This is a genomic window from Planctomycetia bacterium (assembly GCA_015075745.1).
Lineage (GTDB): Bacteria > Planctomycetota > Phycisphaerae > UBA1845 > UTPLA1 > UTPLA1.
Map to the genome: position 1 here is coordinate 3,091,526 of JABTTW010000001.1, position 25,756 is coordinate 3,117,281.

Here is a 25,756-nt window from a genome sequence, read left to right on the forward strand (position 1 = left end):
CCCTCGCAACCCGAATTCCCCCGCATCGCGTCGAATACACGCTTCCGCCCTGCGATGAACTCCCCGTCGCCGCATGCTTACCGGCCGCGCAGATCTCACCGCGCTTGGAGCCTCGCATTTCCGACGAACAGCTTCGCGCCCGGGCCGGCATACTCGATGCCTCTGACGGTGCGCTGACCGCGACTCCCATCGAGCGCTCGACGTTTTCGGGCTACACCCCGCGCCGTCTATTCGCGGAATTGATCGAAAGCGCCGAGCCGTGGCTGATTTCCCTTATTAATGTTCGCGACGCGGTCGGTCGTCTGCCCGCCGTCCCGGCGGTGGTCTGGTTCACCGGCATCGCGTTGATCATCTCGTGTCGCATTCTTCGAATTCTACGCGTACGAGGCATCCTCGCTCGCGGTAAGCGCGCCCCTGCGGAAGTACGGGCCATGGTGTCCCGCGTTGCCGACGAGATCGGCCTTCGTCAGCCGCCGGTTACGCTCGTCGTTCCCGATCGCGTGTCACCGATGGTCTGGTGCGGTCTGACGCCGCGCCTGATTCTCCCGAGGGAGCTCTGGGGTCAACTCGACGACATCGGGCGACGGGCCGTCCTCCTGCATGAATTGGCTCACGTGCGCCGACGAGATCACTGGATTACCTGGATCGAGACAATCGTCGGGAGCCTCTATTGGTGGCATCCCGTCGTGTGGTGGGTTCGTGGGCGTCTTCGCGAGGAAGCGGAGAACTGCTGTGATGCCTGGGTGACTTGGTTATTCCCGCGCGGACGCAGGGCGTTCGCCGAGGCACTCCTGGTAACGCGGCAATACGTTGCGGAAGGTGGAGCTTCCGCACCGGTGAACGGTATTGGTGTCATTAGTGGGCGAGCCGGACAATTTGCAAGGAGACTGACCATGGTCATGACGCAGCGATCCTCCCCCAGCCTTTCATTTTCGGGCATCGCGCTCATTTTCTCTCTGGCATCGGCCGGCTGGCTGGCGACGCCCGCGTCGTCGTGTCCACCCTCATCCGAAGGCAGCGCCCCAAAGGCGGTGACATGCGCATCGGTTGAGACGACGGCCCCATGTGTATCTGTCGCTGGCGTCCCATCGGCCTTGCCGGCGCCGCAGCCCAGCGGCACTCGCGCCGTGGTGGTCGTCGGCACTCCGGCGCCGCCGGTCGCAGCGTTCGCACCGCTGCCCGGAGTCGCAACTGTTGAAGCTTCGGCACCTGCAATTCCGGCGATTGTGACCTATTCGCCGCCGGCAGCGCCGTCACTGTCCGGCAAGTTGATGCTGGCCGGACCGACCGCACCTCCGGCGAGGCGTGGAGGCAATGTCGACGATCGCCTTGACCGGCTCGAACGCCAATTGGAACGACTCGCCGATCAACTCGAGCGAATGGGTGGCGGGCACAACCGCGCACGGACGCAGGAGCGACAGGCTGCGCCGCGTCAGCCCCTTTCGACCGTCGCGCCGACCGAGTCCGGCGAAGAGAAAGCTCGGCGTTACCAGCTCTCCGGCGAAAAACTCGAAAAGCTCATGGCCCTGATGGTCCGCGATGACGTTCCGATCAAGGTCCGCGCTTCCGGCGACGGAATCGAGGTCATTGCTTCCCACGAACAGCAGATGATCTTCGAAGCCTTCGTCAACATGATCCAGCAGCCCGACGACACGGTCTATTACCAGCTCTCTCCCGGAAAGCTGTCGGCCCTGACAGAGCTCATGGTCCTCAATGACGTGCCGGTCATGGTCCACCCGGGCGAGGAGAAGATCGGCGTCAACGGCGGCGGGGCGATTCAGACGATCTTCGGCGCCTTTGTCCGAATGATTGATCCGGATGCGTCCGTCGCGGAGCTCACGAAGCGCCGCATCAACAAAGACGTGCAATGGAAGCGGCAACTCGAAAAGGAATTGCACGAAGCGCACAAGGCCCACGAGGCCGCAACAGGCGCACAGAATCGTGAATTTACCAAGCGCCTCACTACAGAAGCCCGTGCGGAAGTCGAACGCGCCCTCGCCGAGGCCAGGCGAGTCCAAGGTCAGGTCTCCGCCGAAACAAGGATGGCACTGAAAGAGGCCGCCAAGGCACTTAAGCACTCCAAGGGCGAATTGAAGCGAAAACTCCGAACCGAGCTTCAGATCAAGTCCGGTGGCGCCCTGGATCGGGCTCGCGAGCTTGAACATCAGGCCGACGAGCTTGAGCGAAAGGCCGACCAGCTCCGCGACCAGGCGGACAGCATTCGCGATCGTGCCGAATCGACTCAGAACGATGGCGAAGCGGCGAGGTTCCTGGCCATGGCCGACGAATTGGACGCTCAGGCATCGGAAATCGAGACACAGAGTGAGGTGCTTCTGGCGCAGGCGGATGAGATCGAAGAGATCGCCGAGTCGATCGACCAGACGATCGAACAAGGCGATGCCCACAAGGAGGCGGATGCCGAGGACGCGGACATTGACGAAGATGTGGACGCAGACGACGACGCAAATGACGACGCGGACGACGACGGCAACGAAGAGTAGTCCAACAGGACTTTACATTTGAGGTGGCGCGGAGAAGCGGCTCCGCTTGTCAGCGTGGTCGCTTTGCGCACCATCTACGTCCGCCGTCCGACCGAAAAACTCTCACAAAAAAAATGATCCTCGCCCATGTTTGATTCGTATCAGACTCACGGCGCGGCGATGACTTCAGTTCATTCCGTCAACTCAAGCGATTCGGAGGCGTCCCGATGATCGCGCGTATTCATCGACTCCCGCTGCGTCTTGGCGTGGCTCTGTTCCTGCTCGCAATGGCGCCGGCCGCAGCCGAAGAGGGGGCGAGCGACGCGGCGGCATTGCGCAACTATCACGGCGGCAACGGTTTCCTTCAACGCGGCATGTTCGACTTGGCCGCCGACGAATACCGCGCCTTCCTAAAAGCACACAGTGAGCATCCCAAGGCGCCCATGGCGCGATACGGCCTGGCGGTTTGCGAGTTTCGCCGCGGCAATGCCGAAGCCGCGCTCGAACAGCTTCAGCAACTGCCGGACGCCGATGATTTTGCCTTCGACGCGGAGGCTCGACTCATGCGCGGCCAGTGCCTGCTGCTCGTGAAGCGGCCCGGAGAGGCTGCTGAGGTCCTGCAGGGTGTGCTTAAGCATCATGCAGACCACAAGCTGGCCCCGGATGCGGCGGCCCTGCTCGTCGAGAGCCTGTTTCGCGCAAAAGATTTCGACGAAGCAATCCGCGCCGCCAAGTCCGCGGCCGAAAACTGGCCCGATCATCCCACACACGAGCGCGTCCAGTTCTTCGAGGCCATGGCCTTCAGCGCAATCGGCAAACACGACGATGCGGCCCAAAGTTGCGAGGCCGTCCTGCGTGAGTTTCCAGCCGGCGCACTGGCGGAAAGCGCCCGCCTCCTATCAGCGCAATCCCTTCATCGCTGCGGAAGGCTCGCCGATGCCCGCCGCCGCTTTGAGGAAATCGTGGCCCGTGGAAAGTCAAAGCAGCAAGGTGACGCGCTCATGGGCCTTGCCGCCGTCCTCCTGGCGTCAGGAGAGTTCGACGACGCCGGGGCTCGATTGGATGAATTCATCAAGACCTTCCCGAATCACCCCAGCCTGCCAACGGCCTCGCTGCAAAGGGCCCGCGTCTGGTTCGAGCGCGGTGAACACGATCGGTCCGCTGCCCTTCTGAAAGAAGCGGCGAAGGCTGACCGGACACTCGCCGATGAGGCGGAATACTGGCTGGCGAAGTGCGAATCCCGTAAGGGCGAATTCGCATCGGCTGCGAAGAGACTGAGGGCGGCAGCCAAAAAGTACCCCAAGAGCCGGCTTCACGCCGAGCTCTTATACGATTACGGCGTTGCCCTATACCGCGCGGCGGAATACGCAGATGCGGCGAAGGTCCTTTCGCGGTTTGTAAAGGAGCAGCCGGATCACGCCCTCGCGGCGGAAGCGCTTCACCTGTCCGCATTGGCCCTGCATCAGCAGACAGAGTACGCCGCCAGCGCCGAGCTGTGCGAGGATTTCATCAAGCGGTATCCGAAGCACCGCCAGGTGCCGGAGGTTGACTTTCTCGCGGCGGAGAATCTATTCCTCTCCGGCGAGTTCGCCGATGCGATCAAGCGATATCGCACTTTTCTTGAGGCTTACCCGAAGAGTCCCGACGCCGATCGCGCATCCTATCGAATGGGCCTCGCCTATCACCGCCTGGGGCAGTTCGACGAGGCCGTTCCCCTGCTTGAGAAAAGCCTGGAGAGCAAGGATGCCGCGAGCTTCGCATCAGCGATGCCGGCGCTGGGCGATGCCTTCTTTGAGCTCGGCCGCTGGCAGCAGGCTGACGGAATACTGACCGATTACGTCAAAGACCATGCAAAAGCCGACGGCGAGGATTCCGCGATGCTCAAGTGTGCCCTCGCCCGGCAGCGAATGGAGAAGTTCGACGCTGCGCTGGACATGCTGAGTCGCCTGACCAGTGAGCATCCCGAAAGTCCGCATACCCTTCAGGCGATCTTCGAGACAGGGCAGTGCCTTGCGGCGCTCGGCCGCAGCGACGATGCGGAGAAGCGTTTCACGCAGGTACTGGACCTCGATGAGAACTCCCGCTTTGCCTCGCACGCCCTCCGCCATCTCGGGCAAATTGCCCAGGCCCGGGGCGATCATGACAAAGCGGCCGAGTACCTCGCCAAAGCAGATGAGGGCCTTCCGAAAGACCTCGCCGATGATGCGCGCTACAGCCGTGCCCAATCGCTCATGGCGGCAAAGAAGTACGCCGACGCGGAAAAGCTTCTGCGCGGTCTTGCGAAGAAAGCAAAAGACCCTTCCCGAAGGCTCGCCGTCAACGCCAGCCTGTCCATCGCGGTCTCGCGACAGGACCGGAGCGACGAAGCCCTGAGGCTGATCGCCGATCTTGACGTGTCCGAGTTGCCGCCGGCGATGCGCGATGCGATTCGCTATGAGCGGGCATGGTGCCTAAAGCAGCTCGGCAGGACCGACGACGCAATGACCGCCTACCGCGATTTGATCGACGGCGACTCAGCAAATCCCGCCAACCCGCACGCTCTTCTCGAACTCGCCGTCATGGAGGACGCGGCCGGTCATCGCAAAAAGGCAGCGGAGCTTTACCGGCGTGCGCAGGATGCCGCGACTCATGCTGGTGATGCTGCGGCTTCGGACGTTGCCGAGCAGGCCGCCTATCGACTGGGCGTGTGCGAATTCGAGCAGGGCAACTTCGCCGAAGCGGCCTCGCAGCTCGACAAATTCACCAAGGAGCACTCAGGCAGCACCATGGCCCTCTCGGCCCACGCCCTTTGCGGAGAGTCCCTGTTCAAGCTCAATCGCCACGCGGCCGCCGTCGAGCATTTTCAAGTCGTCATCGACAAGGGCTCCGCCGACTCGGGCTTTGCCGGCGCGCTCTTGCGAATTGCCGAGTGCCAGTCCGCCCTTCAGCGCTGGGCGATTGGCGAAAAGCACTTCGCCGATTACCTCAAGCAATTCCCCGAAGCCGAGAATGCGTACCAGGCCGCGTTCGGCCTTGCCTGGTGTCAGGAAAACCAGGGCCGGCTCGATGAGGCCGTCAAAGGCTATCGGCGCGTCATCGAGATCCATCAGGGCCCGACCGCTGCCCGGGCACAATTCCAGATTGGTGAATGCCTGTTTGCCGGTAAGAAGTATGAAGACGCGGCCCGCGAGCTGATGAAGGTGGACATTCTCTACGCATACCCCGAGTGGAGCGCGGCAGCGCTCTACGAGGCGGGCCGGTGCTTTGCAAAGCTGTCGAGGCACGTGGAAGCCCGACGTCAATTTGAGCAGGTATCAAAGAAGTACGCCAACACCCGTTGGGCCGCGTTGGCAGCCGAGCAGTTGCGCGAAGCAGTGGCCGGCGTGCCCGGGCACTAACTGCGGGAGGAGCCATGAACGTGACACAACTATGCGGTCTCTTAAGTGCAGGACTTTTGGCCCAGTCTTCAGCCACGCCGCCCATTGGTGGTGACGCGCACATGTCGGCTCAATCGGTGTGGGAGTTTGTCATCAAAGGCGGGCCGATGATGATCCCCATCGGCCTCTGCTCGTTGGTCGCGCTGGCGGTGTTCACGGAGCGGATGGCCAGCCTCCGCCGATCGCGCATCATTCCCGCGGGCTTCATGAACGGCCTCAAGGGCCTTCTGCGCGATGTCGACGAGGACCGCGAACAGGCACTCTCGTATTGCGAAAAAGATGCCAGCCCACTGGCGGCGATCGTCAGCGCAGGCATCAAGCGGCTGGGTCGATCGGTGGATGTGGTGGAGAAGTACGTCCGGGATGCCGGCGAGCGCGAAGTGTTCAAGCTGCGCAAGCACATGCGCATCCTCGCCGTCATTGCCTCGATCTCCACCCTGCTCGGCCTGCTCGGCACCATCACCGGAATGATCACCGCTTTCCAGACCGTCGCCGCTTCCGCCGACGCCATGGGCAAGACGGAACTCCTCGCCAAAGGCATCTACCAGGCGATGATCACTACCGCCGCCGGTCTCATGGTCGCCATTCCCGTCGTGCTGGCCTACAACTGGCTCGCCTCGCGAATCGACGGTCTCGTCAATGAAATGGACGCGATTGCCGTCGAGTTCGTCGAGGAATTCGCCGAGTTGCCCGAGACGCGCAGGGCCGCAGCCGATGAGCCGGAGGACATTCGGTTCAATCCCAAGGCCGCCGCCGCGGTGGGAGGTTAGGTCGCCGATGCTCATCAAGGCCAAAGACGCCGCCGCCGAAGCCACGCTCGATCTCACCCCCATGATCGACATGATGTTTCTCCTTCTCATTTTCTTTCTGGTGGCCACGACCTTCCACAAGGAAGAGCGAGAGCTTCAGGTCGCTCTTCCGTTCGCGGACGCCGCCGGTCCGATCAGCACGACCCTGCGCGAAATCATCATCAACGTGGACGAGTCCGGCCGCATCATCATGGCCGGCCGGGCCGTTGAGTCACAAGAGCTTCGCCGCGTGGTCGAGGACGCAGTCCGCGTGAATCCGGGGCAAAAGGTCAGTGTGCGCGGCGATCGACGATCGAACTACGGGGCTGTCGTGAAGGTGCTCGACATCTGCAAGGCGGCCGGCATACAGGAACCCTACCTCGACACCATGCTCGAGGGGGGTTCGTAATTGATTCAGAGGCGGCGCGTGAAGCGAGTGCTCATCATCATCGGCGTCGTCCTGCTGGCCGGCGCGACCGGCGCTGCCGCGTGGGTGCTATGGCCGCGGCACCAAACCTATTACAGTGATGCCGGGGACATTCGCGAGCCCGCCGAGTCCGCGCGGCTGCGCGAGATTCTCTGGCAGCCGCCCGCGCCGATGTCCGCCGAGTTCAATTCCTCCGCCGACGAGTACGAGCCGCGCGTCTTGGCCGACGGTCGCATGATGTTCTTCGTGCGCGGCAAGCCCGGCCGGCAGGCGGACATTTTCTACTCTCTGCGGACCAGCGATGGCTGGCAGCCCGCCGAGCCGCTCGCGGCGATCAACACCGAATACGATGACCTGGGCCCTGAAATCTCCCCGGACGGTCGGACGCTCTATTTCTACAGCGATCGTCCCGGCGGCGTCGGCGGCTACGACCTCTGGAAGTCGCAGCACGCCGACTCAGGCTGGCAGCCGCCGATCAACCTGGGGACATGGGTCAACTCCGAATTCAACGAATACGGCCCCGCGGTCTCGCCCGACGGCAACTCAATCGTCTTCGCCTCGAACCGCCCGCGCGAGGAACCAGACAACCAGTCACCAAAAGGCGCCTGGCAGGCCACGATCCGCGAAGACCCCTATCGCCATGATTACGACATCTACCAATGCGCAATGACCGACGCGGGACTTTCCGCGCCGCAGCGGCTTGATCAGCTCAACTCAAACGGCAACGAAGGCGCCCCGGCCTTCAGCCCGGCCGGTGACTTTCTCTACTTCTCCTCGGATAGAACCGGTGGCTTCGGCGGGTTCGATCTTTATCGTGCCCGGCTGGTGCGCGGCGAAATCGAACCACCGACGAATCTCGGCGCAGCCGTCAACTCCAGCGCAAACGAACTCGATCCCTCATTGGAGATGGGTGGCTACGCGCTTCACTTCAGTTCCGATCGCCCGGTCGTAACCGTACTTAAGGACACAGCAAGGTCAGACAGCGCCTCAGCCGATTACAATCTCTACCGCACCGTATCGCGCGAAGTATTCCGCGAAGTAGAAACGCGTCACGCCTCAATCGACTGGGCGGGCATCTGGCGACTGATTGGCCCCAATCTCCTGATGGCCATCCTGGCCCTGTTGCTCTCGCTGCTTCTGCTGGCGCTGCTCCGCGACATGAAGCAGCGTCGATTGAGTCTGCTCGCCAGATGCCTGCTCACATCCCTACTGGTGCACCTGCTTCTGATGATGCTTCTCAACGTGGTCGAAGTAACGACCTCCATCGCCTCGGCATTCCGCAAGTCCGATCGAATTCAGATCTCCCTGGCATCCACCGCACAGGCCGGCGAAATCGCCATGCAGCTCCGAGGCGACTTGACCGATGCCGCTGTCCCCCAGCCGATCCGTCCGTCGCCGAGCCGAGCCGAAGTAGCCGTTCAGTTGCCCACCGCCGAACCAATCGCAACCGTCTCGATGGAATCGGTCCCGCATACGCCGGATAGCTCGTCCGTCAGCGAGCCCGACATCCGCGAGGCGGTTCCGTCTGATTCACCGCTCGACGCCCCATCGCCGCGCGTTCCGGACATCTCTCCCAGTGAGGTCGTACTCGACGCGCCGCGCGAGGCGTCGCCGATCGACGCTCGCGAAGCGCCCGCTGATTTTATTCCCCGCCCGGCTGACCTCGGCGAAGTGCGTCGCGCCGAGACGCCCTGGCCGACGAGCCAGCCGGCGATGGACCAGAGTGTCGTCGCCATCGCGCCCGAAATCTCGCGCGCCCAGCAGCCGCCCATTAACGAGACGATCTTCGCGGCTTCGCGCGCTCCCTCCGAGTCGTCAGCCCCGCCTGCCCGCGCAGCCGAGGCAATCCCGACCGAGTTCAATCTTCCCGTCGAAATGAATCAATTCGTGGAGCTCAGCGCGCCCTCGGAAATGACCCCGCAGCAATCGCCGCCGGACTCCGATCAATCGGACTCGGTCAATTTCGCGGCCCAGTCGTCACTGCTCGGCCCGGAAATCCGGGCAGCCGCGTCCCTACCACCGGCATCCCCGACACATTCAATCGTACCGACGCCGATCTCGCCGCAAGCGTTGAACGACTCGCTCGTAATCGATGGGCCGCTCGTCCAATTGACGACACCTGTCCCCGATTCGGCGATAGCGATTAACACCGAGGAATCCGTCGATGTCCTCGCTGTCGATACGCTGGCGCTCTCATCGCTCAACGTCGAACTCGCCTTGCCGACCGAAGTCGCCTCGCCGACCAAACCGGAATCAGGCGCGATCGGAACCATTCGCGGAACGGCGACCGACGTGCAGACACTCCACCCGCTGTCCGCCGTCAAGATTCAACTCGACCTGCCGGGCCACTCCGGCGTGACGGCGACAACCGCGCCCAACGGCGAGTACATCATGCTCGCGCCAAACGTCCCCGAGCACTTCGCCCTTTCCGCATCCGCACCGGGGTACCTTCCTCGCACCGTCAACGTCGCCGCGGCCGACCTCATCGGGCAAACGCTTGTCCTGGACTTTCCGCTGCGGCGAATTCAGGAAGATGTGATCGCCATTGAGTCCGATCCCGAGGTGCATCATCTTGGCAACGACCGCTTCGAGGGACGCATCAACAGCCAGTTTCAGCGTCAAAGCGAGGGGGAGCGATTCCGCGCGACATTCACGCTCACCAAGGAGCAACTCGCCCAACCGATGCAAAGCGCCGCGGTGGAAATGCTGATCAAAGGCGTCCAGTGCCCGCATCAGATTCGCATCAACGGCCGCAGACTGGATCGGCGTCTCTCTGGTTCGCCCCTTGACGGGAGCTTCGGCGCATTTGTCGCCCCATTTGATCCTGACTTGCTCCGTGCCGGTCGCAACACGCTGGTCATCCGCAACGTCATCTGCCGCGACGACATCGACGACTTCGAGTTCGTCAACATTCAGTTGCGACTCGTGCCGGCCGCCGTCCCTTCGTCGCCCGCCGGTTCCAGCGATTGATCTCGACCGATGAAGTCAAGCGAACCGTAAAACACGATCAGTAGCACCGCCAAGCCGCCCGCCTCAAACGGCGAAAGTTCGTGATAGCGCTTTCCCCAACCTGTTCGTTCCCAATATTCAGTTGAGGGGCCGTGCCGGCGAACGACGAATCGCGGCTTGGACCCGTCCGGCAGCGGATCAAGACTCATCTGCCCTGATTGCCAAAGTAGCCCGCATGTCATGCAGATCAGCAGCACAGTCCATAACGGCATCGCTCGCCGAAGATGTCCGCGATGAGGCGGCCTGCGCGCCGAGAGCCTTCGTTCAACAGCAAGATAAATCATGGTGCACCCGAAACCCGCGCCGATCGTGTTGTACATCATGTCATTAAAGTCGAGGTTAATAGACCAGTTCGGGTGGGATACGTAAAACTGAAAGCATTCGTCCGCCGCGCCAATCAGCGATGCGTAAAACATCGATCGCCCGAACCGCCGTGTCACGGCGTAAAGTAGCACGCTGAGAATGGCGTACTGCGGGAAATGAACGACCTCAATATCCGTATAGAACAACCACGGCCAACTCGCCGCGATCAATCCGAGCGTAACGATCAGAAAAACGATCTTCGTCCACCGTCCGTCCGGCCGAGACAGGTGCCGGGCGACGTGCACGACAAACGCCAGGGCAATACCGACCCCGCACGCGCGAACGACCATATTGACCGATTCGCGCGAGAATCGGTCATAGCAGGCAATCACGCTCCGCTGAATGAACTCGTGCGACCCAACGACCAGCAGCACATAGGCAGCCGTAAGCAACTTCGTCGTGCCGGGCCGCGCGGACAGCCAAAGTAGAATTCTTTCCATCAATCACACCGGTCTATCCTTGCCGGGCCGGAAGGTCGTCGCGTCGCGATGCTCACTCGCGCTGCGACCGACGCCCGAGCAAAGTGAGCAGGCACATCGCCGCTGGACCTATCGAGCCTAATTTCCGTTCGCCGGAATCGCAATTCACAAGAACTCGACCTGCATGGATTGGCGAAAGGCCTCCCGCGGCGTATCGTTATCTGAATTAAGACTTCCCTATGTTTCTATCGGCCGCTGGGCGATTGAGCGCAGGTTGCCGAAACGCTTCGAGATTAGTGTCAACCGCTTCTCCTGTGAAAGTGAGGATTGACGTGCCTTCTCCACGCCGGCTCAAAATCGTTGGTTGCTTACTCGTTTCTGCCTTTGGCCTCAGTGCCGTCGCCACCGCATCCGCCGCCGAGTTAAAACGCCGGGGCATGGTCGGTGTTCAGCTTGCTCCGGTTCCCCCGAGCGAAGGGTCGACCGAGCCCGGCGCCGGCGCACTGATCCAGGGAATCGTCCCGGGTGGGGCCGCCGAAGCCGCAGGCCTGAAGGCAAACGACATTATCATCAAGATCGGCGATAGCGAAGTGGCGAATCTGCCCGGCTTCATGACCGCTGTCCGCGCTTTCGGCGCCGGCGATAGGGCCCCGTTCACCGTGCGCCGCGGCGAGGAAACGTTGACCGTAGATGTCGCGCTCGCCGATCGACCGCGCGAAACGTCGGACAAGTACGAAGTAATTTATGACAGCGTCGACGTAAGCGGGGTGCGGCTGCGGTCGTACATCACCAGGCCCAAGAGCGACAAAAAGCTCCCCGCACTGCTCATCCTCCCCAGCCCGAGTCCCCAGCCGATGGAGATGCTGCCCCAGATGGCGGACCATCCCTACAAAAAGCTGGTCGACGCGTTGACTCTTGCCGGTTTCGTCACCATGCGAATCGACCGCTTCGGTGTCGGTGACAGCGAAGGCGGCGATCCGACGAAGACGACGATCCAGATGGATGCCGACGCCTACCGCGCGGCGGCCCGACAGTTGGGCAAGCTCGCCTTCGTCGATCCGAATCAGGTATTCATCCTTAGCCAGGGAATGGGAAGCGCGGTTGCCCCGTTTGCGGCAAAGGACTCCGGCATTCGGGGATTGGCGCTCTACGGCTCGACGATCTTTCGTCCGGCTCAGTCGGGCATGGCCGAGGCGGTCCGGCGCATGCTCCTCCTCAACGATCCCGATGACAAGCGAATCGACAAGACAACCTCACAGTTGGAGCAGTTCTTCACTCTCGTTGCTGACGGCGCCAAGCCGAGCGAGGCCTTTGCCAAGATCGAAGGACTCGCCGAGGCGCTGGAGTCCGTCGGCGGGGCCCAGGGCGGCGATGCTTACGTCATGGGTGTTCCATACGACTACTTCATGCAGATGGAAAAGACCGACTACGCCAAGGCCTGGGCCGGCGTCGGCGCCAAAGTCCTCGTCCTCTGGGGAGAGGCCGATTATCAGGCGAATCGAAAGGACTCAGAGCTGATCGTCGCCTCCATCAATAAGTCCAAGCCCGGCACGGCGGAGTTCAGGGCATTGCCCGAAATTGACCACGTTGGCAACCTCGCCACCGACCAGGAAGACAGCTTCCTCTCAGGCTACTCCGCCAGCGATATGAATCCGATTCTCGTAAAGACCTTGTCGGACTGGGTTGAAAAGACCAGCAACGGTAACGTCTGAAATGCCCGGACCTCGTTTAACAATTCACAGCACCCGAGGGACGAGGAATCCCGTCTCAGACGCCTTGAAGGCCGGTCTCGTGGAGCCTGTCGCCCGGCAATGACCGACGTGGCCCAATGCTGAGTCCGGAAAACCCCATCTCCTCCCTGCTTCTCCGTACCCGCTCCCAAGCGTGAAGCTGGGTAAACCCCATCGTTTCTATTCCTTGTGCCCTTCGTCCTCGCATGGTTCCGCCAGTTTGCCAAGCGGCCGGGCGGCCACTAGATTCGGCCCAGGGTGGGGGCCCCATAAGCCCTGTCAGAGACCTTGATTAACGAAATGACGATACCAAAACCAGGGGAACAGTGGCGGCGGGCAGTCATTTGTCTGTTCGCCATGGTCATGCTCGTCCCAATGCTGAACCAGCGTTTGTTCGCCGGCAGCGTGCTCGAAATGCTGCCCGCCGATGTACCTGGCTTTCTGATCTTCCCGCATATCACCGACAGCAACGATCGACTGACGGCCATCGCCAGCCGAATATCCGGCGACTATCGTCCGCGCGAAATCAACGACCTGACCGAGGAATTCGGCATACCCGATGGGAGTTGCGACGCCTCCAAGCCCATTGTCCTCATCTTCACTCGGCCGACCTTTGATCGCTCGGACTGCGTCGTGGCCTTTCACCCCGCCGATCCGGGCGCTTTTAAGCTTGCCCACGGGCTAAACGGTTCGCGGTCCAAGCGCGTCGAGGTCGACGGAAAGAAAGTTCGCATCCTGATGCGTAAGGACATCGCCTTTGTTTCGAGGCGACTCCTTCCGCTGCGGGTCCTCAGAAACGTCAATCCAAGCTCCACCGCCATGACCGCGATGGATGACGCGGACAGGGCCCATCTGTCCGACGGCGATGTCGTCGTTCACCTGAACCTCAAGCGATGGCGCGAGCGACTCGCGCCGATACTCGCGCTGGCAACGAACATGATGCAGTTGGGCATCGCCGCCGAGGGAGATGCTCAAAAGGCCGCCGCGGCGCGCGAAGTCCTTCAATGGTTCGGATCAGGCATCACCGAACTGGTCGCCCAGATGGACTCGGTGACCCTCGCGGTCCGGTTGAGCGACGATGCAATTCAGATCGAGCATCGACATCGATTCTCATCGGGCGGCGGTGTTTGCCGCTATCTGGGCGGCGTTACCCGCGAGTCCTCAAACCTGCTCAAGACCCTGCCCGACCGCGCCTTCTGGTTGGCCGGTATTTCGAACTGGCGTTGCCCGCCCGGCGAAGATTTGACCACGCGGCTCACCGAATTCGTCATGAAAAAAGAGATTGTGGGCTCAAAGCTATCCGGCGAAAAGGTCAAGCAGATCGTCTCAGATGTTCGTTGCTGTTACGGCCAGATGAAGGGCAGTTCCTTCATGCTCTCCTCCCAAAAGGGACTGGTCTTCCCGATGGAAATGATCGGCTCCTATATTTTGGAAGATGCGGTCAAGGGCGTAAAGCAGATTTGCTTCATTCAGGAAAATGCCAACGAAGCGATGAGCTTCCTGATGCCGACCGGCGATCTGGGCAGCAAATTCGAACACCATGAGAAGGACGGCCTGAAGTACGCCGAGATGAAGCTGAACTTGGATTCCATGAAGCCCGCTCTCAGGCAAAAGCTGGAACAAACCTACGGCCCCAGGGCCCGGTTCCAGAATGCCCTATTCAGCCCGACCGAAGTGATCTTCTGCATGGCCGAGCCGCCCCTCAGCGTGATCACATTGGCCCAGGCGCGCAAGGCCGGCATGCCGACCCTCGATCAGAACGAGGAGGTCAAGCGCATCACCAGCTTCCTGCAACCCGAGCCCAACATCATCGTTCTGCTCGATCTGGATCGGCTGATCGCCGCGGCGCCCGAGTTGGCGACGCAGTCCAGCGTCAAAATGGTGATCAGGGACGATCACAAGTCCGGTCCCGCCGATACGCCCCCATACGAAGTCCTCACCCATTCAAAGTCACTCCTGGGCTGGTCCTGCGTTGTCCGCCGCGGAGAGCTGACCGGCCGACTGGCCATTGACGTCGAAGACGCCGTGTCCGCCGCCAAGGGAATTCGGCGTATTGCAAAGATCATGGGTGGCCGCCATTAGCACGCCGCAAATGACGTTCCGGGCGACCTGTCGGTGGTCGATTACTTGACGCCCGGTGTTCCCGACAAGAAGATGTCCGATTGAATTGTGCTGGTTTCCTACGGAAACAACTACCTCGAATTGTATCCCCTAAGGAGTCATGATGATGCGAATGAGAAAAAATCCGATGTTCTTTGCCGCCGTTGCGGCGCTGGGCGCCGTCCTCAGCGGCCAGACGGCCCGTGCCGTCACGCCGAAGGACATGCTCGACCTGATCCCGGAAGATGCCTGGGGTTTCGTGATTGCATCGTCTCTCGACAACGTCGACGCAAAGGCGACCAAATTCGGCGCTGCGTTTGGTCTGCCGGTTCCCGAAGGCGTTTCAACGATGGCCCTGGCACCGCTGAATCTGGCCGATCAGGTTGACCGCAAGAGTCCCATCTGCGCCGTCTTGATGGACGCCCAGAAGTATGCCGGACCGGATAAGGCCGCCGTTCTCCTCATCGCCTCCGAAGACCCCAAGGCCCTGCTCGAGAAGCTCGGGGCCGAAGAGGCCACCGACGGCATTTCCAAGTGCATGGTCATGGGAGATGTAGCCTACGCCGCCGTCCGAAAAAAGATCATCATCCTCGGTCCCAGCCAGGACTGCGTCACCAAGGTGGCAAAGGCGACGAAGTCCATCGGCGACTCCGCGGCCAAGGCTCGCCTGGCCGTGCTCGACAAAAGCGATATCTACCTGAGCATTTCCCTGGCCTCCATCGTCAACGCCTACAAAGACCAGTTCCTTCCCATGGTCCAGATGATGACCGCCGCGACCGACCCCGAGGGCAAAGGCCTCAAGCGTATGGTCAAGATGCTGACCGAGGTCTCCGCCTTCGACCTGGCCGTCACCTTCGACGACGGTGGACTCAGCCTGCGGATGCTGGTGAATCCCGTGTCCGACAGCGACATGCAGAAAATGATGGCCGACTCCAAGAGCACCTCCGACCCGCTCCTGGCAGGTCTGCCGAAGGAAAACTTCCTCTTCAGCATGGGCAGCACCGGCAACCAAAGCGAACACGCCGCGAAGTTTGCCAGCGAGTCGCCCATCGGCGACCTACTCAAGATGACCCAGATGGCAGGCATGGACGCCGATTCCGTCAAGGCCCTCGATGCCGAGCTGGTCAAGCTGCAGAAGTCAATTGAGCGGTACGCCGCCAGCATCAGCGCGCTGCCCGACGGAGACGATGGCATGTTCGGCGTGACCCTGATCGCCGAAACCGCGGACTCCGGAAAATTCATCGAGAGCATTCGCAAGGCCTACGAGTCCGCATGGAAAGTGACCTCGGACGAGGAAGTCGCCGAGTTCAAGAAGTGCGTCACCCACAAGGCCGACGCCGAGACCGTCGCCGGCAACAAGGTCGATACCATCACGGTTGACCTCGTTAAGTTCGGTGAGTCGCAGGACTCCGACCCGGCCGAGTTGAAGCAGGCCGAGGTGCTCTTCGGCAAGGAAATCGTGATTCGCTTCGGAGCCGGCGACGATCGCCGCGCCATCATCGCCTTCGGAGGCGGCAAGGAACGCTATGAGCGCGTCTGCAAATCGCTCACTTCATCGGCGGATTCGCTCGCCGGCGATTCGGGCATCGGCGCGGTCAGCGGTCAGTTACCCTCGCCGAGGTCTGGTGAGATGTACATCGCCGTCGACAGCGTCCTACAGGTCGTCAACAAGATTGCCAAGGCTGTGGGCGAAGACCCGATGCCCTTCGAAGTGCCGGCCGTCAACATGCCGCTGGCCGGCTCCAGCACCGTCCAGGGTGACGTCATGCGGTTGGACTTCGTGATTCCCATGAAGCTGATCAAGGCCGGCAAGGACGCCTACGACAAGTACGCCGCAACCATGCAAAGCGACGATTTCGATGAGGAAGACGACGCCGCGGAGGCCGATGAAAGCGCCGAGTCGGACGAAGATTCTGACGATTCCGCCGAAGATGCCGACGAGGATGCCGACCAGGAAGACGGCGGCGACGAGTAATCGTCCATATGCGACGTCGATACACGCTAATCGCGAACGTTGCCTCTAACGGAAGCGGCGCCCAGCGCAGCCAGCGGCGATATTAAAAACTGCCGGTGGCACACCGGGCACAGGTCGAATCGCATGTTTCGATACACCTGGTCTTCCAACTCGTCCGGCGAGCGCTTCTCCAGTTCGGCGATGAGCCGCTTCATCTCCGCCTCGTGGTCGCGCTCAACTTCCTCGCGCGAAAAATCCAGCCTCCCCGCCGCCGCGTACGCCTCCATCTTGAGGATGTAGTGATTGGAGCCGTCGCGCTCCAGGTCCAGCCCGCAACCGTCGCAGCGATATCTGATCATTCCGCGCTTCCTGAGATTTCCACCAGTCGCCTCAGCTTCTCGCGTGCCGTGCCGGTGTCAATGGCCCGTCCCGCTGACTTTACACCCTCGCTTAGATCACCTGCGATGCCCGCGACAACGAGCGCAAGCCCCGCGTTGAGCAGCGCGTGATCTCGGCGCGGGCCGGTTTGGCCATCAAGTACTTCACCGATGGTGGCTGCGCTATTGGCCGGGCTGGTGACGCGAAGTTCGTCGAGTCCTCCCCGGCCAAGTTTTGCGTCCTCAGGGCAGATCGTCCGCAAAGTAACCCGACCGTCGCGAACTTCCGCCACCGTGCTCGCCTCGCAAATGGTCAGGTCGCATAGCCCGTCGTGACCGTGCACGACAAAAGCGCGCTCCGCGCCCAGCGCTGCCAGTGCGGCCGCCACTTTCTCGACCAACTCGACACGCGGCACGCCGATGATCTGCCGTCGCACAATCGCCGGATTCGTCAACGGGCCCAGCAGGTTGAAGATCGTCGGCGTGCCGATCTTTCGCCGAACGTCCTTCACGATCGCCATCGCCGGATGAAGCTGCGCGGCGAAGAGAAAGCCGATGCCGATCTCGCGTATGCAGCGCTCGACAACCGCCGGCGAGGCTTCGATACGCACGCCCAGCGCCGTCAACACCTCCGCCGATCCGCTGGCTCGCGAGTTCGTTCGGTTGCCGTGCTTGGCGACGACCGCCCCCGCCGCCGATGCGATGATCGCCGCGGCCGTGGACACGTTAAAGGTGCTGATGCCGTCGCCCCCCGTGCCGCAGGTGTCGATGGCATTCGGGGCCTCGCATCGGATCGACGTGACATGACGCCGCATGACGCCCGCCGCGCCCACAATCTCTTCCACTGTCTCGCCGCGCTTCGCCAGTCCTCTGAGAAACTGCTCGACGTCATCCGGCGGAATCCGCCCGGTCATCAGGGCGTCGAAAACCTGCGCGGACTCAGCGCGCGAAAGCTCACCGCCGTTCGCGCCGCGACTCACAAGCTCTTCCCACGACTCACTCACGATCACTCACGCTTTCACGGGCCCGGCCGCTTTCTACTCCGGTCCTGATGCTGCAACCATCAATTGACCCACGCGCTCGCTCACCCGATAATGACAGTCACTTATCTTATCGCACCCAGGCGCAGACTGCTCGTGCAAGGGCAGACTGCAAACGCGCACGCGACGGCGGAGCCGCTCATGGCCGAGACCGTACCCATCCTGATCGACACCGACATGGGCGTTGACGACGCCGCGGCAATCTGCCTGGCACTGGCCTCACCGGGGCTAAACGTGCGCGCCATCGTAAGCGTTGGCGGAAACGTGGACGCCAATCAGGCGACGATCAACATCGGTCGTCTTCTTGCGGCGATGAAGCCCCCGGTCATGCCGGTAATCGGTAGGGGGATGGATCAGCCCGCCGGCGGTCCGAAGGATCGTCGGGCCCTTTTCGGCGAAGATGGTCTGGGCGGTTGCGATCTCCCATCGCCGGATCAATCAAAGGTCGCCGATTTTTCCGCCGTCTATCAGGACGCGATTGACGACGCCAAGGGCGAGTTGATCGTCGTCGCCCTCGGGCCCCTCACCAACATCGCCGCCATGCTCGATCGTTCGCCCGAGTTAATGCGCCGCATCAAGCACCTGCATCTGACCGGCGGCGCCGTCTGGGCCCAGGGCGATGCATCCCCCGCATCAGAGTTTAACTTCCACAAAGACCCCTCGGCCGCTGCCAGAGTTCTGTCATCGCGCCTGCCCATCACGGTCACACCGCTCGATGTGACGCGCCTGGTCTGCTTCGACGAGTCGCACGCCGCGCACCTCGCCGCCAGCGGCTATCGCACCGGCGAAGTCCTTTCCCGCCTGATGCGATATCCGATCGAGCAGGACGTCGATCCCAGCTACGGAAAGTGCCATCTCGCCGACGCAGTAACCGTCGGCAGCCTCCTCTGGCCGGGCCTCTTCCTCAAGACACGCATGCGACTGGAGATCGTCACCGAAGGCCCGCAGGCAGGGCGGAGCAAGCCCGCGCTCGGCGGCGCTGCCGAAGAGCGGATTGACCTCCTCACCGCGATCAACGCCGTCGATTTCCAGGAGAACCTGCTAGAATCCCTCTGCCACGAGGCGTTCGTGGTCTAATTTTCCAAGGCAGGTGACTCGGCGTGAATCGCTATACGATCGACATCAACGGCATGACCTGCGAGCATTGCGTGGGCACGGTTCAAAAGGCACTCGTCACTGTTCCCGGCGTCGTTTCGGCGGCAGTCGAGCTGAATCCAGGCCGCGCCCTTGTCGAGTTGGATGACGTGACATCGGGTATCGCGTCACTTGTGCGGGCAATCGCCGGCGCGGGCTATTCAGTGGCGGGATATCGAGAAGCGCCCCCGCAATCTCATCCATAGGCGTCAGAGTCCGTCGTGCCTCAATCCATCCAGTTGCGAATCTCGGGAATGACCTGCGGCGCCTGCGTCCGCCGCGTGGAGGACGCCCTGCGCAGCGTGACCGGCGTGGCGGACGCCGGCGTGCAGCTCATGTCCGAGTCGGCCATCGTCGCGACGGGCGGCGCTGCCGTATCAAAAGACGCGCTCGTACAGGCCGTGCGCGCAATCGGCTACGACGCGGAGGTCATGAGCGGCGCTGATACGGCCATCCCCGGCGCCGATGAATCTGCCCACCGCGAGCGGCAGCGCAGGGATCGGCAGGCGTTGATCCAGGCGATCGGCCTCGTTCTGCCCATTCTCGCCGTTGACCACTTCCGCCACGTCCTGTGGAGCCACAACACCGGCAGCCAGACCGCGGCCATCCTCTTGGAACTCGTCCTGCTGCTCATGCTCGCATTCAGCCCGGCCGGCGCGCCCATCCTGGTCGGCGGCCTTCGAGCACTGTTCTTCCGCACGCCGAACATGGACTTGCTCATCACAATGGGCTTCTCCGTCGCCACGCTCAGCAGTGTCTACGGCGCGTTCATCGCCCGCGATGAAGCCTTCGTGCACGTACACGCTGCGGCGATGATCCTCGGTCTCGTTTGCGTAGGCCGGTACTTGGAAACGCGCGCCCGTGGTCGCGCCGCTTCCGCCATGAAGGCCCTCGCCCGCCACGCGCCCAGGACCGCGCTCGTCAAGCGCGACGGCCAGGTGGTTTCCACTCGCGTGGAAGACATTGCGATCGACGACATCATCGTCGTGCCTGTGCATAACGCGATCCCCGCCGACGGCGTGATCGTCGAAGGCGGCGCGGCCGTCGACGAAGCCCTCATGACCGGCGAGCCGTTTCCAGTCAACCGCACCCAGGGCGACACGGTGCTCGGCGGCACGTTGGTCGTTGAGGGACAGATTTCCTTCCGCGTCACCGCGACCGGAGCCCAGGCCGCCGTCGGTCGAATCGCGCAACTCGTCGCCCGCGCACAGGGAAGCAAGACAAAGATGCAGCGGACCGCCGATCGCGTGGCGGCCGTCTTCACGCCGATCGTCATAGCTGCGGCAACGATTACCTTTGTAGGCTGGCTTTCGCTCTACGGTCGTGACTCGATGGCCGCCGCGGCCCGCGCGGCCATCGCCGTACTGGTCGTCGCATGCCCCTGTGCCCTCGGATTAGCGACCCCGGTCGTCATCAGCGTCGCATCGAGCATGGCGGCCCTTCGCGGCATCCTCGTCCGCGACGCCGGCATGCTCGAGGCGATGGCGGGAATCGATCTCGTCATCTGGGACAAGACGGGCACGCTCACCTCCGGCAAACACAGCGTCCACTGGATCAAACCGCTGGCCTCCTACAACGAGGCCCAACTCCTGGCCCTCGCCGCCGCGGCTGAGCAGTTCTCCACGCATCCGATCGCCCGGGCCATCGAGACCCGCGCTCGCCGCGACTCGATGGACCTCGCTATCCCCTCAGCCTTCAACATCGTTCTCGGCGGCGGCGTCACGGCGCGCGTGGAAGAGCACGATCTCGTCATCGGCAGTCTTGCTTTCCTGGAAGGCCAGGGCATCGCGGATGCACGCATCGTCGTAAAGCACGGTACCGACGCTGGGCCGAGGGACACTCTGGTCGGTGTCGCTGTTGACGGGATGATGGCAGGCCTGATCTCCCTTTCCGACGCGACGCGCCCATCGTCGGCCCAGGCCGTCAAGACTTTGAAATCGTTGGGCATCGAAAGCGAACTGCTCACCGGCGACGTCGCGGACGTGGCAGGCGTCGTGGCAGCCGAGGTCGGCATCAAGCGCGTCAGCGCGGCATGCAGTCCCGCGGACAAGGTCGCCCGAATCGCAAAGGCCAGGCAGGAGGGGCGGCGCGTGGCCATGGTCGGCGATGGCGTCAACGATGCCGCGGCCCTGGCGGCCGCCGACGTCGGAATCGCCTTTGGCTCGGGCACCGATGTCGCCTCCGTAGCGGCCGGGATCAATCTCATCGGCTCCGCGCCCGGCGCTGTCCCAGACGCCGTGAAGCTCTCTCGCGCAAGCCTGCGACTGATCCGCGAGAACCTCTTTTGGGCCTTCGCATACAATGTGATTATGATTCCATTCGCGGCGATGGGGCGCTTACCCCCGTCGCTGGCTGCCGGAGCGATGATGCTCAGTTCGCTCACCGTGGTGCTCAACGCGCTGCGATTGGGTCGCCTTTGGCGTAAACAATCGAGGACCACCCAGCGCCCGGAAGCGAACCGCACAGAGCCACGAGTCGAAGCCCAGTGAGCCTTGCGATTCAATCGTCGCTTGGCATGGGCTTGAATCTCACGCGTTCTTTTTCAGGTGACCAATGCGAGTTTACCGGGGCGTAGCCTCCATAGACGACCACCTTCGCGGAGCGGTGCTCACCGTCGGAAACTTCGACGGCGTGCACCTCGGCCACCAGCGCATCCTCCGTACCGCCCACGCCCTGGCCAAAGTCTCGAACTCGGCGGTCGTCGCCATGACCTTCGAGCCCCACCCCGTCGCGGTACTCCGACCGGATCACGCGCCGCCGCGACTGACCCTCTGGGAGGAGAAACTCCACCAGCTTGAGCTCGCCGGCGCCGATGCCGTCATTCGCCTCGATACCGATTGGCCGCTTCTCTCCCTGTCCGCGGATGATTTTGTCCGCGAGGTCCTCGTCAAACGGATACATCCGTCGTACATCGTCGAGGGCCCTGATTTCGCCTTTGGCCGTGGTCGAACCGGCGATGTCCATACGCTCGAACTTCTTTCCCCCAAAGGCGGCTATCAGGTTCGTATCGTCGATCCATATCGCCTGCACCTGGAAAGCGGCGAGCTGATCGCGGTCTCCAGCACGCAAATCCGCAAACTCCTCTCAACGGGAAAAGTCGAGGAAGCGGCGCGTTGTCTCGGTCGTCCTTATGCACTCATCGGCCCTGTCATTCATGGGGCCGGCGCGGGACACAAGCTCGGTTTTCCGACCATCAACCTCGACGTCGGCGAGCAGCTCGTTCCGGCGGAGGGCGTCTATGCAGGCATCGCCGCAATCGCCGGTCTTCGCGCGCCGGCGGCCATCAGCATCGGCACACGTCCCACCCTCGGCGGTCGTGAACTCGCCGTGGAGGCATTCGTCCTGGACGAAAGCGGAGACTGGTACGCCGAGCACGCCCGAATCGAGATTTCAAGTCGTCTTCGCGACCAGCGCAAGTTCAACAGCCCCCAAGCGCTGGCAGAGCAAATCGCCGAGGACGTCAAGCGAACCCGCGACATCATTTCAGTGATCAAGTAAGCTCCCGGTATGAAGCCCGGCCTCATCTCCATCGAATCGCTACTCAATCGCATCGCCGCCGCCAGGCGCGTGCTCATCACCACCCATGCCCGCGCCGATGGTGACGCTTTGGCCTGCGTCGCCACCATGCAGCGCGTCCTGCGGCAACAGGGCAAGTCCGCCGACGGCTATCTCCACGAGCCAATCGGCGAGCGGTATCAATTCGTCGAGTCGATCGAGCGCCTGAATGTCTGGCAGCCTTCCAGCGCCGCCGCGGTCCTCGCGGATCACGACCTGCTCATCGTCGTGGATACCTGTGCGACAGTTCAGCTCGGCGAGGTCGCCGCAGCCATCAAGGCCGCCAGTATCGTCAAGCTGGGAATTGACCATCACATCACGCGCGACGACATCGTCGACGAAGTGTTCGTCGATGAGTCGGCCGGCGCCTGCGCTCAACTCGTCCTTCGCCTTTGTGAACACGCCCGCTGGCCCATCGACGCCGACGCAGCCACACTCCTATTTTCCGGCTTGGCGACCGACACCGGCTGGTTTCGATTCTCAAACGCCGATGCCGTCGTCTTTGCCGACGCCGCCAGCCTCATCCGCGTCGGCGCCCGGCCGAACGAACTCTACGAGCGCCTCTTTTTATGCGAAGTGCTTCCCCGCATTCGCCTCATGGGCGAAGTCATGTCGTCCTTCGAGTTGCTGGCCGACGGCCGGCTGGCGATCATTCGCATCACGCGGGACATGCTCAAGCGATGCGGGGCCAGCACGCAGATGACCGAGGACATCATCAATGAACCTCAGCGACTCGGCACCGTGGTCGCTTGTGCGATGATCATCGAGCCCGAGCCGGGCGGGCCGGTCCGCGTCAGCATGCGCAGCAAGCGCGACATCGACGTGGCGAGACTGGCGGCCGCCTGGGGCGGCGGCGGACATGCACGCGCTGCCGGCGCCAAGATCAGCGGCGACTTCACTGCGACCGCGAAGATGGTGACCGACGCGCTGCTCAAAGCGATGGAGGGCTGAGATTTCAGCTTCGTCTTATGTCGAACACACCCAACTCTTGTAGCTTCACTGGCATCCTGCCGGCGCTTCCGACCGGCGCCCGCATCATGCTCACCGCGTTTCTGGCGATCATCGGCACAGGCTATCTGGTGGCCGTCGCAAACATCTACTGGCGCCACCAAATGGCCGACGGCAAGGAAGGCGTCTCCCTCGGCGATCTTCGCGCCGTCTATTCGGGCACAACCGTCGCGGCCGATGCCAGGGAATTGCCCTCGCGCATGTTGACCATGATTCGCGGCGAGATGCGGCAGTATTTCTCGTCCGATGCCCATTTCTCCGTGTTGGAAACATGGCTCAAGGAGGGCGGAAGCGAAGCCGGGCTCACCAAGGGCGAGGCAAAGGCCGTGCCGAAGCGCGTGCTTCTGATGGACTGCATGCGCTGTCATGCCCAGAGCACCGAGACACGCATCTCGAAGGAAGCGCCGTTCGGCCCCGACGAGTTCAACGTCGACTACGGTCTCATCTCGCGGTTTGTCTCCACGTCAAAGGGCCCGTCCCCCGGCGAAGTTCGTGTCCCGCCCCAATATACGATTCCCCGGTTAATACTTGTCAGCCACCAGCACATGCTGGCCATCCCCATGTTCACGCTGATCATCGGCCTGCTCTTCATGACCACGCGGCTGCCTCCCATGCTGCGCGGAGTTATGACACCGGTCCCCATGATCGCCGTCCTGTTCGATCTGTCCGGCTGGTGGCTGGCTCGCGTAGCCGACTCCTTCGTCCTCGTCATTGCCGGGGCAGGCGGCCTCTTTGCACTCTCATTCGGCTTTCAGATATTTTGCGTGCTCGTTGATATGTGGCGACCTCAGAAACTCTGATCATGTTCTCCGTTAAGGGCCGATTCAGATTTCGTTGCCCGGCCCGCCGATTTTTTCTCAAATGCTCCACTGTGTCGGCCTCCGGGCCTCGTCTATAATGGTTGGAGAGCCGCACGATTAACCCACAGACCCGCGGGCACCCTGAATGTCAACCATGGCCATCGATCGAAAGCCCGACCTCCTCGAAAAGCTCCGCAAGCTGAGGGCCAACGTCGAAACCGTCTTCATCGGCAAGCCCGACGCCGTCAATCAGGTCCTCATCGGCCTCCTCGCCCGTGGGCATGTCCTGGTCGAGGATGTCCCCGGCGTCGGAAAGACAGTGCTGGCCCGTGCCGTCGCCCGAAGCATTGATTGTCGTTTCTCACGCGTCCAGCTCACGCCGGACCTCCTGCCCTCCGACATCCTGGGGATCAGCATCTATAACGATCGTTCCGGCGCCTTCGACTTTAAGCCGGGGCCGATCTTCTCGAACATCGTCCTTGCCGACGAAATCAATCGCACGACGCCCCGCACCCAGTCAGCCTTGCTCGAGGTCATGAACGAGGCTCAGGTCAGCGTCGACGGCCAGGCCATCCGTCTCGACCAGCCCTTCATGGTCATCGCCACACAAAACCCCTTCGAGTTCGAAGGCACATACTTCCTGCCGGAAAACCAGCTCGACCGCTTCATCCTGCGCGTGAAGATCGGCTATCCCGCAAGGGCCGATGAGCGCCAGATCCTTCGCCAGCAGCCGGATCGTGAGCCGTTGGAGTCCCTCGCATCCGTCATGGGCGCCGACGACGTGCTTCGCCTTCAAAAAATGGCCGACGACGTGCGAGTTGACGACGTCCTTCTCGATTACTTGCAGGACATCGTCGAAGCCACCCGCCGCCACGAGGCGTTTGAGGTCGGCGTCTCTCCGCGCGGCGCCTTGTCACTGCTTCGCGCGGCCAAGGCATCGGCCGTCCTGCAGGGACGCGATTATGTGATTCCCGATGACGTCAAGTCGCTCTGCATCGCCGCATTCGCCCATCGCGTGGTCAGCAAGTCCTATCTGCGCGACGGTCACCTGGGCTCAAACGACCAGATCATGCTGGAAATCCGCGAGCAGATAGCCGTGCCGACGTGACGGCCACCCTAGGCAATCGGATACATTCCGGGACTACTCACGGCCCGA

At 62.3% G+C, this 25,756-nt stretch carries 18 protein-coding genes; 15 read left to right on the top strand and 3 right to left on the bottom strand.

All coding sequences use genetic code 11. The features are described from left to right. Window positions 1-104 precede the first annotated feature (104 nt). The 5 genes from HS101_12245 to HS101_12265 all read left to right on the top strand — a co-directional run bounded on the left by HS101_12245 (window position 105) and on the right by HS101_12265 (window position 10,081). A complete protein-coding gene (locus HS101_12245; GenBank protein ID MBE7507033.1) occupies window positions 105-2,501 on the top strand; it encodes a M48 family metalloprotease in 2,397 nt (798 codons plus the stop codon). Between the two features lie 206 nt (window positions 2,502-2,707). Then, complete coding sequence (locus tag HS101_12250) at window positions 2,708-5,857, top strand: tetratricopeptide repeat protein (protein ID MBE7507034.1); 3,150 nt, start codon at window positions 2,708-2,710, stop codon at window positions 5,855-5,857. A 14-nt stretch (window positions 5,858-5,871) separates the two neighbouring features. Further along, a complete protein-coding gene (locus HS101_12255) occupies window positions 5,872-6,666 on the top strand; it encodes a MotA/TolQ/ExbB proton channel family protein (protein MBE7507035.1) in 795 nt (264 codons plus the stop codon). Between the two features lie 7 nt (window positions 6,667-6,673). Further along, the gene (locus HS101_12260; GenBank protein MBE7507036.1) at window positions 6,674-7,093 is read left to right on the top strand and encodes a biopolymer transporter ExbD; all 420 of its coding nucleotides are present in this window, start codon (window positions 6,674-6,676) and stop codon (window positions 7,091-7,093) included. Between the two features lie 18 nt (window positions 7,094-7,111). Then, window positions 7,112-10,081, top strand: coding sequence for a PD40 domain-containing protein (locus HS101_12265; GenBank protein MBE7507037.1), 2,970 nt, complete (start codon window positions 7,112-7,114; stop codon window positions 10,079-10,081). Here HS101_12265 and HS101_12270 read toward each other — a convergent pair. Continuing rightward, a complete protein-coding gene (locus HS101_12270) occupies window positions 10,024-10,923 on the bottom strand; it encodes a VanZ family protein (protein ID MBE7507038.1) in 900 nt (299 codons plus the stop codon). The genes HS101_12265 and HS101_12270 overlap by 58 nt on opposite strands. Before the next feature lie 311 nt (window positions 10,924-11,234). Here HS101_12270 and HS101_12275 point away from each other — a divergent pair, with 311 nt between their 5' ends. The 3 genes from HS101_12275 (at window position 11,235) to HS101_12285 (ending at window position 16,707) form a co-directional block, all read left to right on the top strand. After that, on the top strand, window positions 11,235-12,614 hold the full coding sequence (locus tag HS101_12275) for a PDZ domain-containing protein (GenBank protein MBE7507039.1): 1,380 nt from the start codon (window positions 11,235-11,237) through the stop codon (window positions 12,612-12,614). A gap of 318 nt (window positions 12,615-12,932) precedes the next feature. Then, window positions 12,933-14,714 (top strand): hypothetical protein, encoded by a 1,782-nt coding sequence (locus HS101_12280; GenBank protein ID MBE7507040.1) that lies wholly within the window; start codon window positions 12,933-12,935, stop codon window positions 14,712-14,714. 145 nt (window positions 14,715-14,859) lie between these two features. Further along, entirely contained in the window at window positions 14,860-16,707 is a 1,848-nt protein-coding gene (locus tag HS101_12285) for a hypothetical protein (GenBank protein ID MBE7507041.1), read from the top strand. 26 nt (window positions 16,708-16,733) lie between these two features. On the opposite strand, the gene HS101_12290 is transcribed toward HS101_12285, so the two are convergent. Together HS101_12290 and trpD are read right to left on the bottom strand one after the other, a co-directional pair. Beyond that, a complete protein-coding gene (locus tag HS101_12290; GenBank protein MBE7507042.1) occupies window positions 16,734-17,045 on the bottom strand; it encodes a hypothetical protein in 312 nt (103 codons plus the stop codon). After that, entirely contained in the window at window positions 17,042-18,067 is a 1,026-nt protein-coding gene (gene trpD / locus HS101_12295; protein MBE7507043.1) for an anthranilate phosphoribosyltransferase, read from the bottom strand. Before trpD ends, HS101_12290 begins: the two co-directional genes overlap by 4 nt. 177 nt (window positions 18,068-18,244) lie before the next feature. Here trpD and HS101_12300 point away from each other — a divergent pair, with 177 nt between their 5' ends. The 7 genes from HS101_12300 (at window position 18,245) to HS101_12330 (ending at window position 25,708) form a co-directional block, all read left to right on the top strand. After that, window positions 18,245-19,180, top strand: coding sequence for a nucleoside hydrolase (locus tag HS101_12300; GenBank protein ID MBE7507044.1), 936 nt, complete (start codon window positions 18,245-18,247; stop codon window positions 19,178-19,180). A gap of 23 nt (window positions 19,181-19,203) precedes the next feature. Beyond that, a complete protein-coding gene (locus HS101_12305) occupies window positions 19,204-19,443 on the top strand; it encodes a heavy-metal-associated domain-containing protein (GenBank protein ID MBE7507045.1) in 240 nt (79 codons plus the stop codon). A 15-nt stretch (window positions 19,444-19,458) separates the two neighbouring features. Further along, window positions 19,459-21,726, top strand: coding sequence for a cation-translocating P-type ATPase (locus HS101_12310; protein MBE7507046.1), 2,268 nt, complete (start codon window positions 19,459-19,461; stop codon window positions 21,724-21,726). Between the two features lie 64 nt (window positions 21,727-21,790). Further along, the gene (locus HS101_12315; protein MBE7507047.1) at window positions 21,791-22,735 is read left to right on the top strand and encodes a bifunctional riboflavin kinase/FAD synthetase; all 945 of its coding nucleotides are present in this window, start codon (window positions 21,791-21,793) and stop codon (window positions 22,733-22,735) included. 9 nt (window positions 22,736-22,744) lie between these two features. Beyond that, window positions 22,745-23,743, top strand: a complete 999-nt coding sequence (locus HS101_12320) for a DHH family phosphoesterase (GenBank protein ID MBE7507048.1) — start codon at window positions 22,745-22,747, stop codon at window positions 23,741-23,743. Window positions 23,744-23,760: 17 nt separating this feature from the next. After that, window positions 23,761-24,600 (top strand): hypothetical protein, encoded by an 840-nt coding sequence (locus HS101_12325; GenBank protein ID MBE7507049.1) that lies wholly within the window; start codon window positions 23,761-23,763, stop codon window positions 24,598-24,600. 154 nt (window positions 24,601-24,754) lie between these two features. After that, window positions 24,755-25,708, top strand: coding sequence for a MoxR family ATPase (locus HS101_12330; GenBank protein MBE7507050.1), 954 nt, complete (start codon window positions 24,755-24,757; stop codon window positions 25,706-25,708). The last annotated feature ends 48 nt before the right edge of the window (window positions 25,709-25,756 follow it).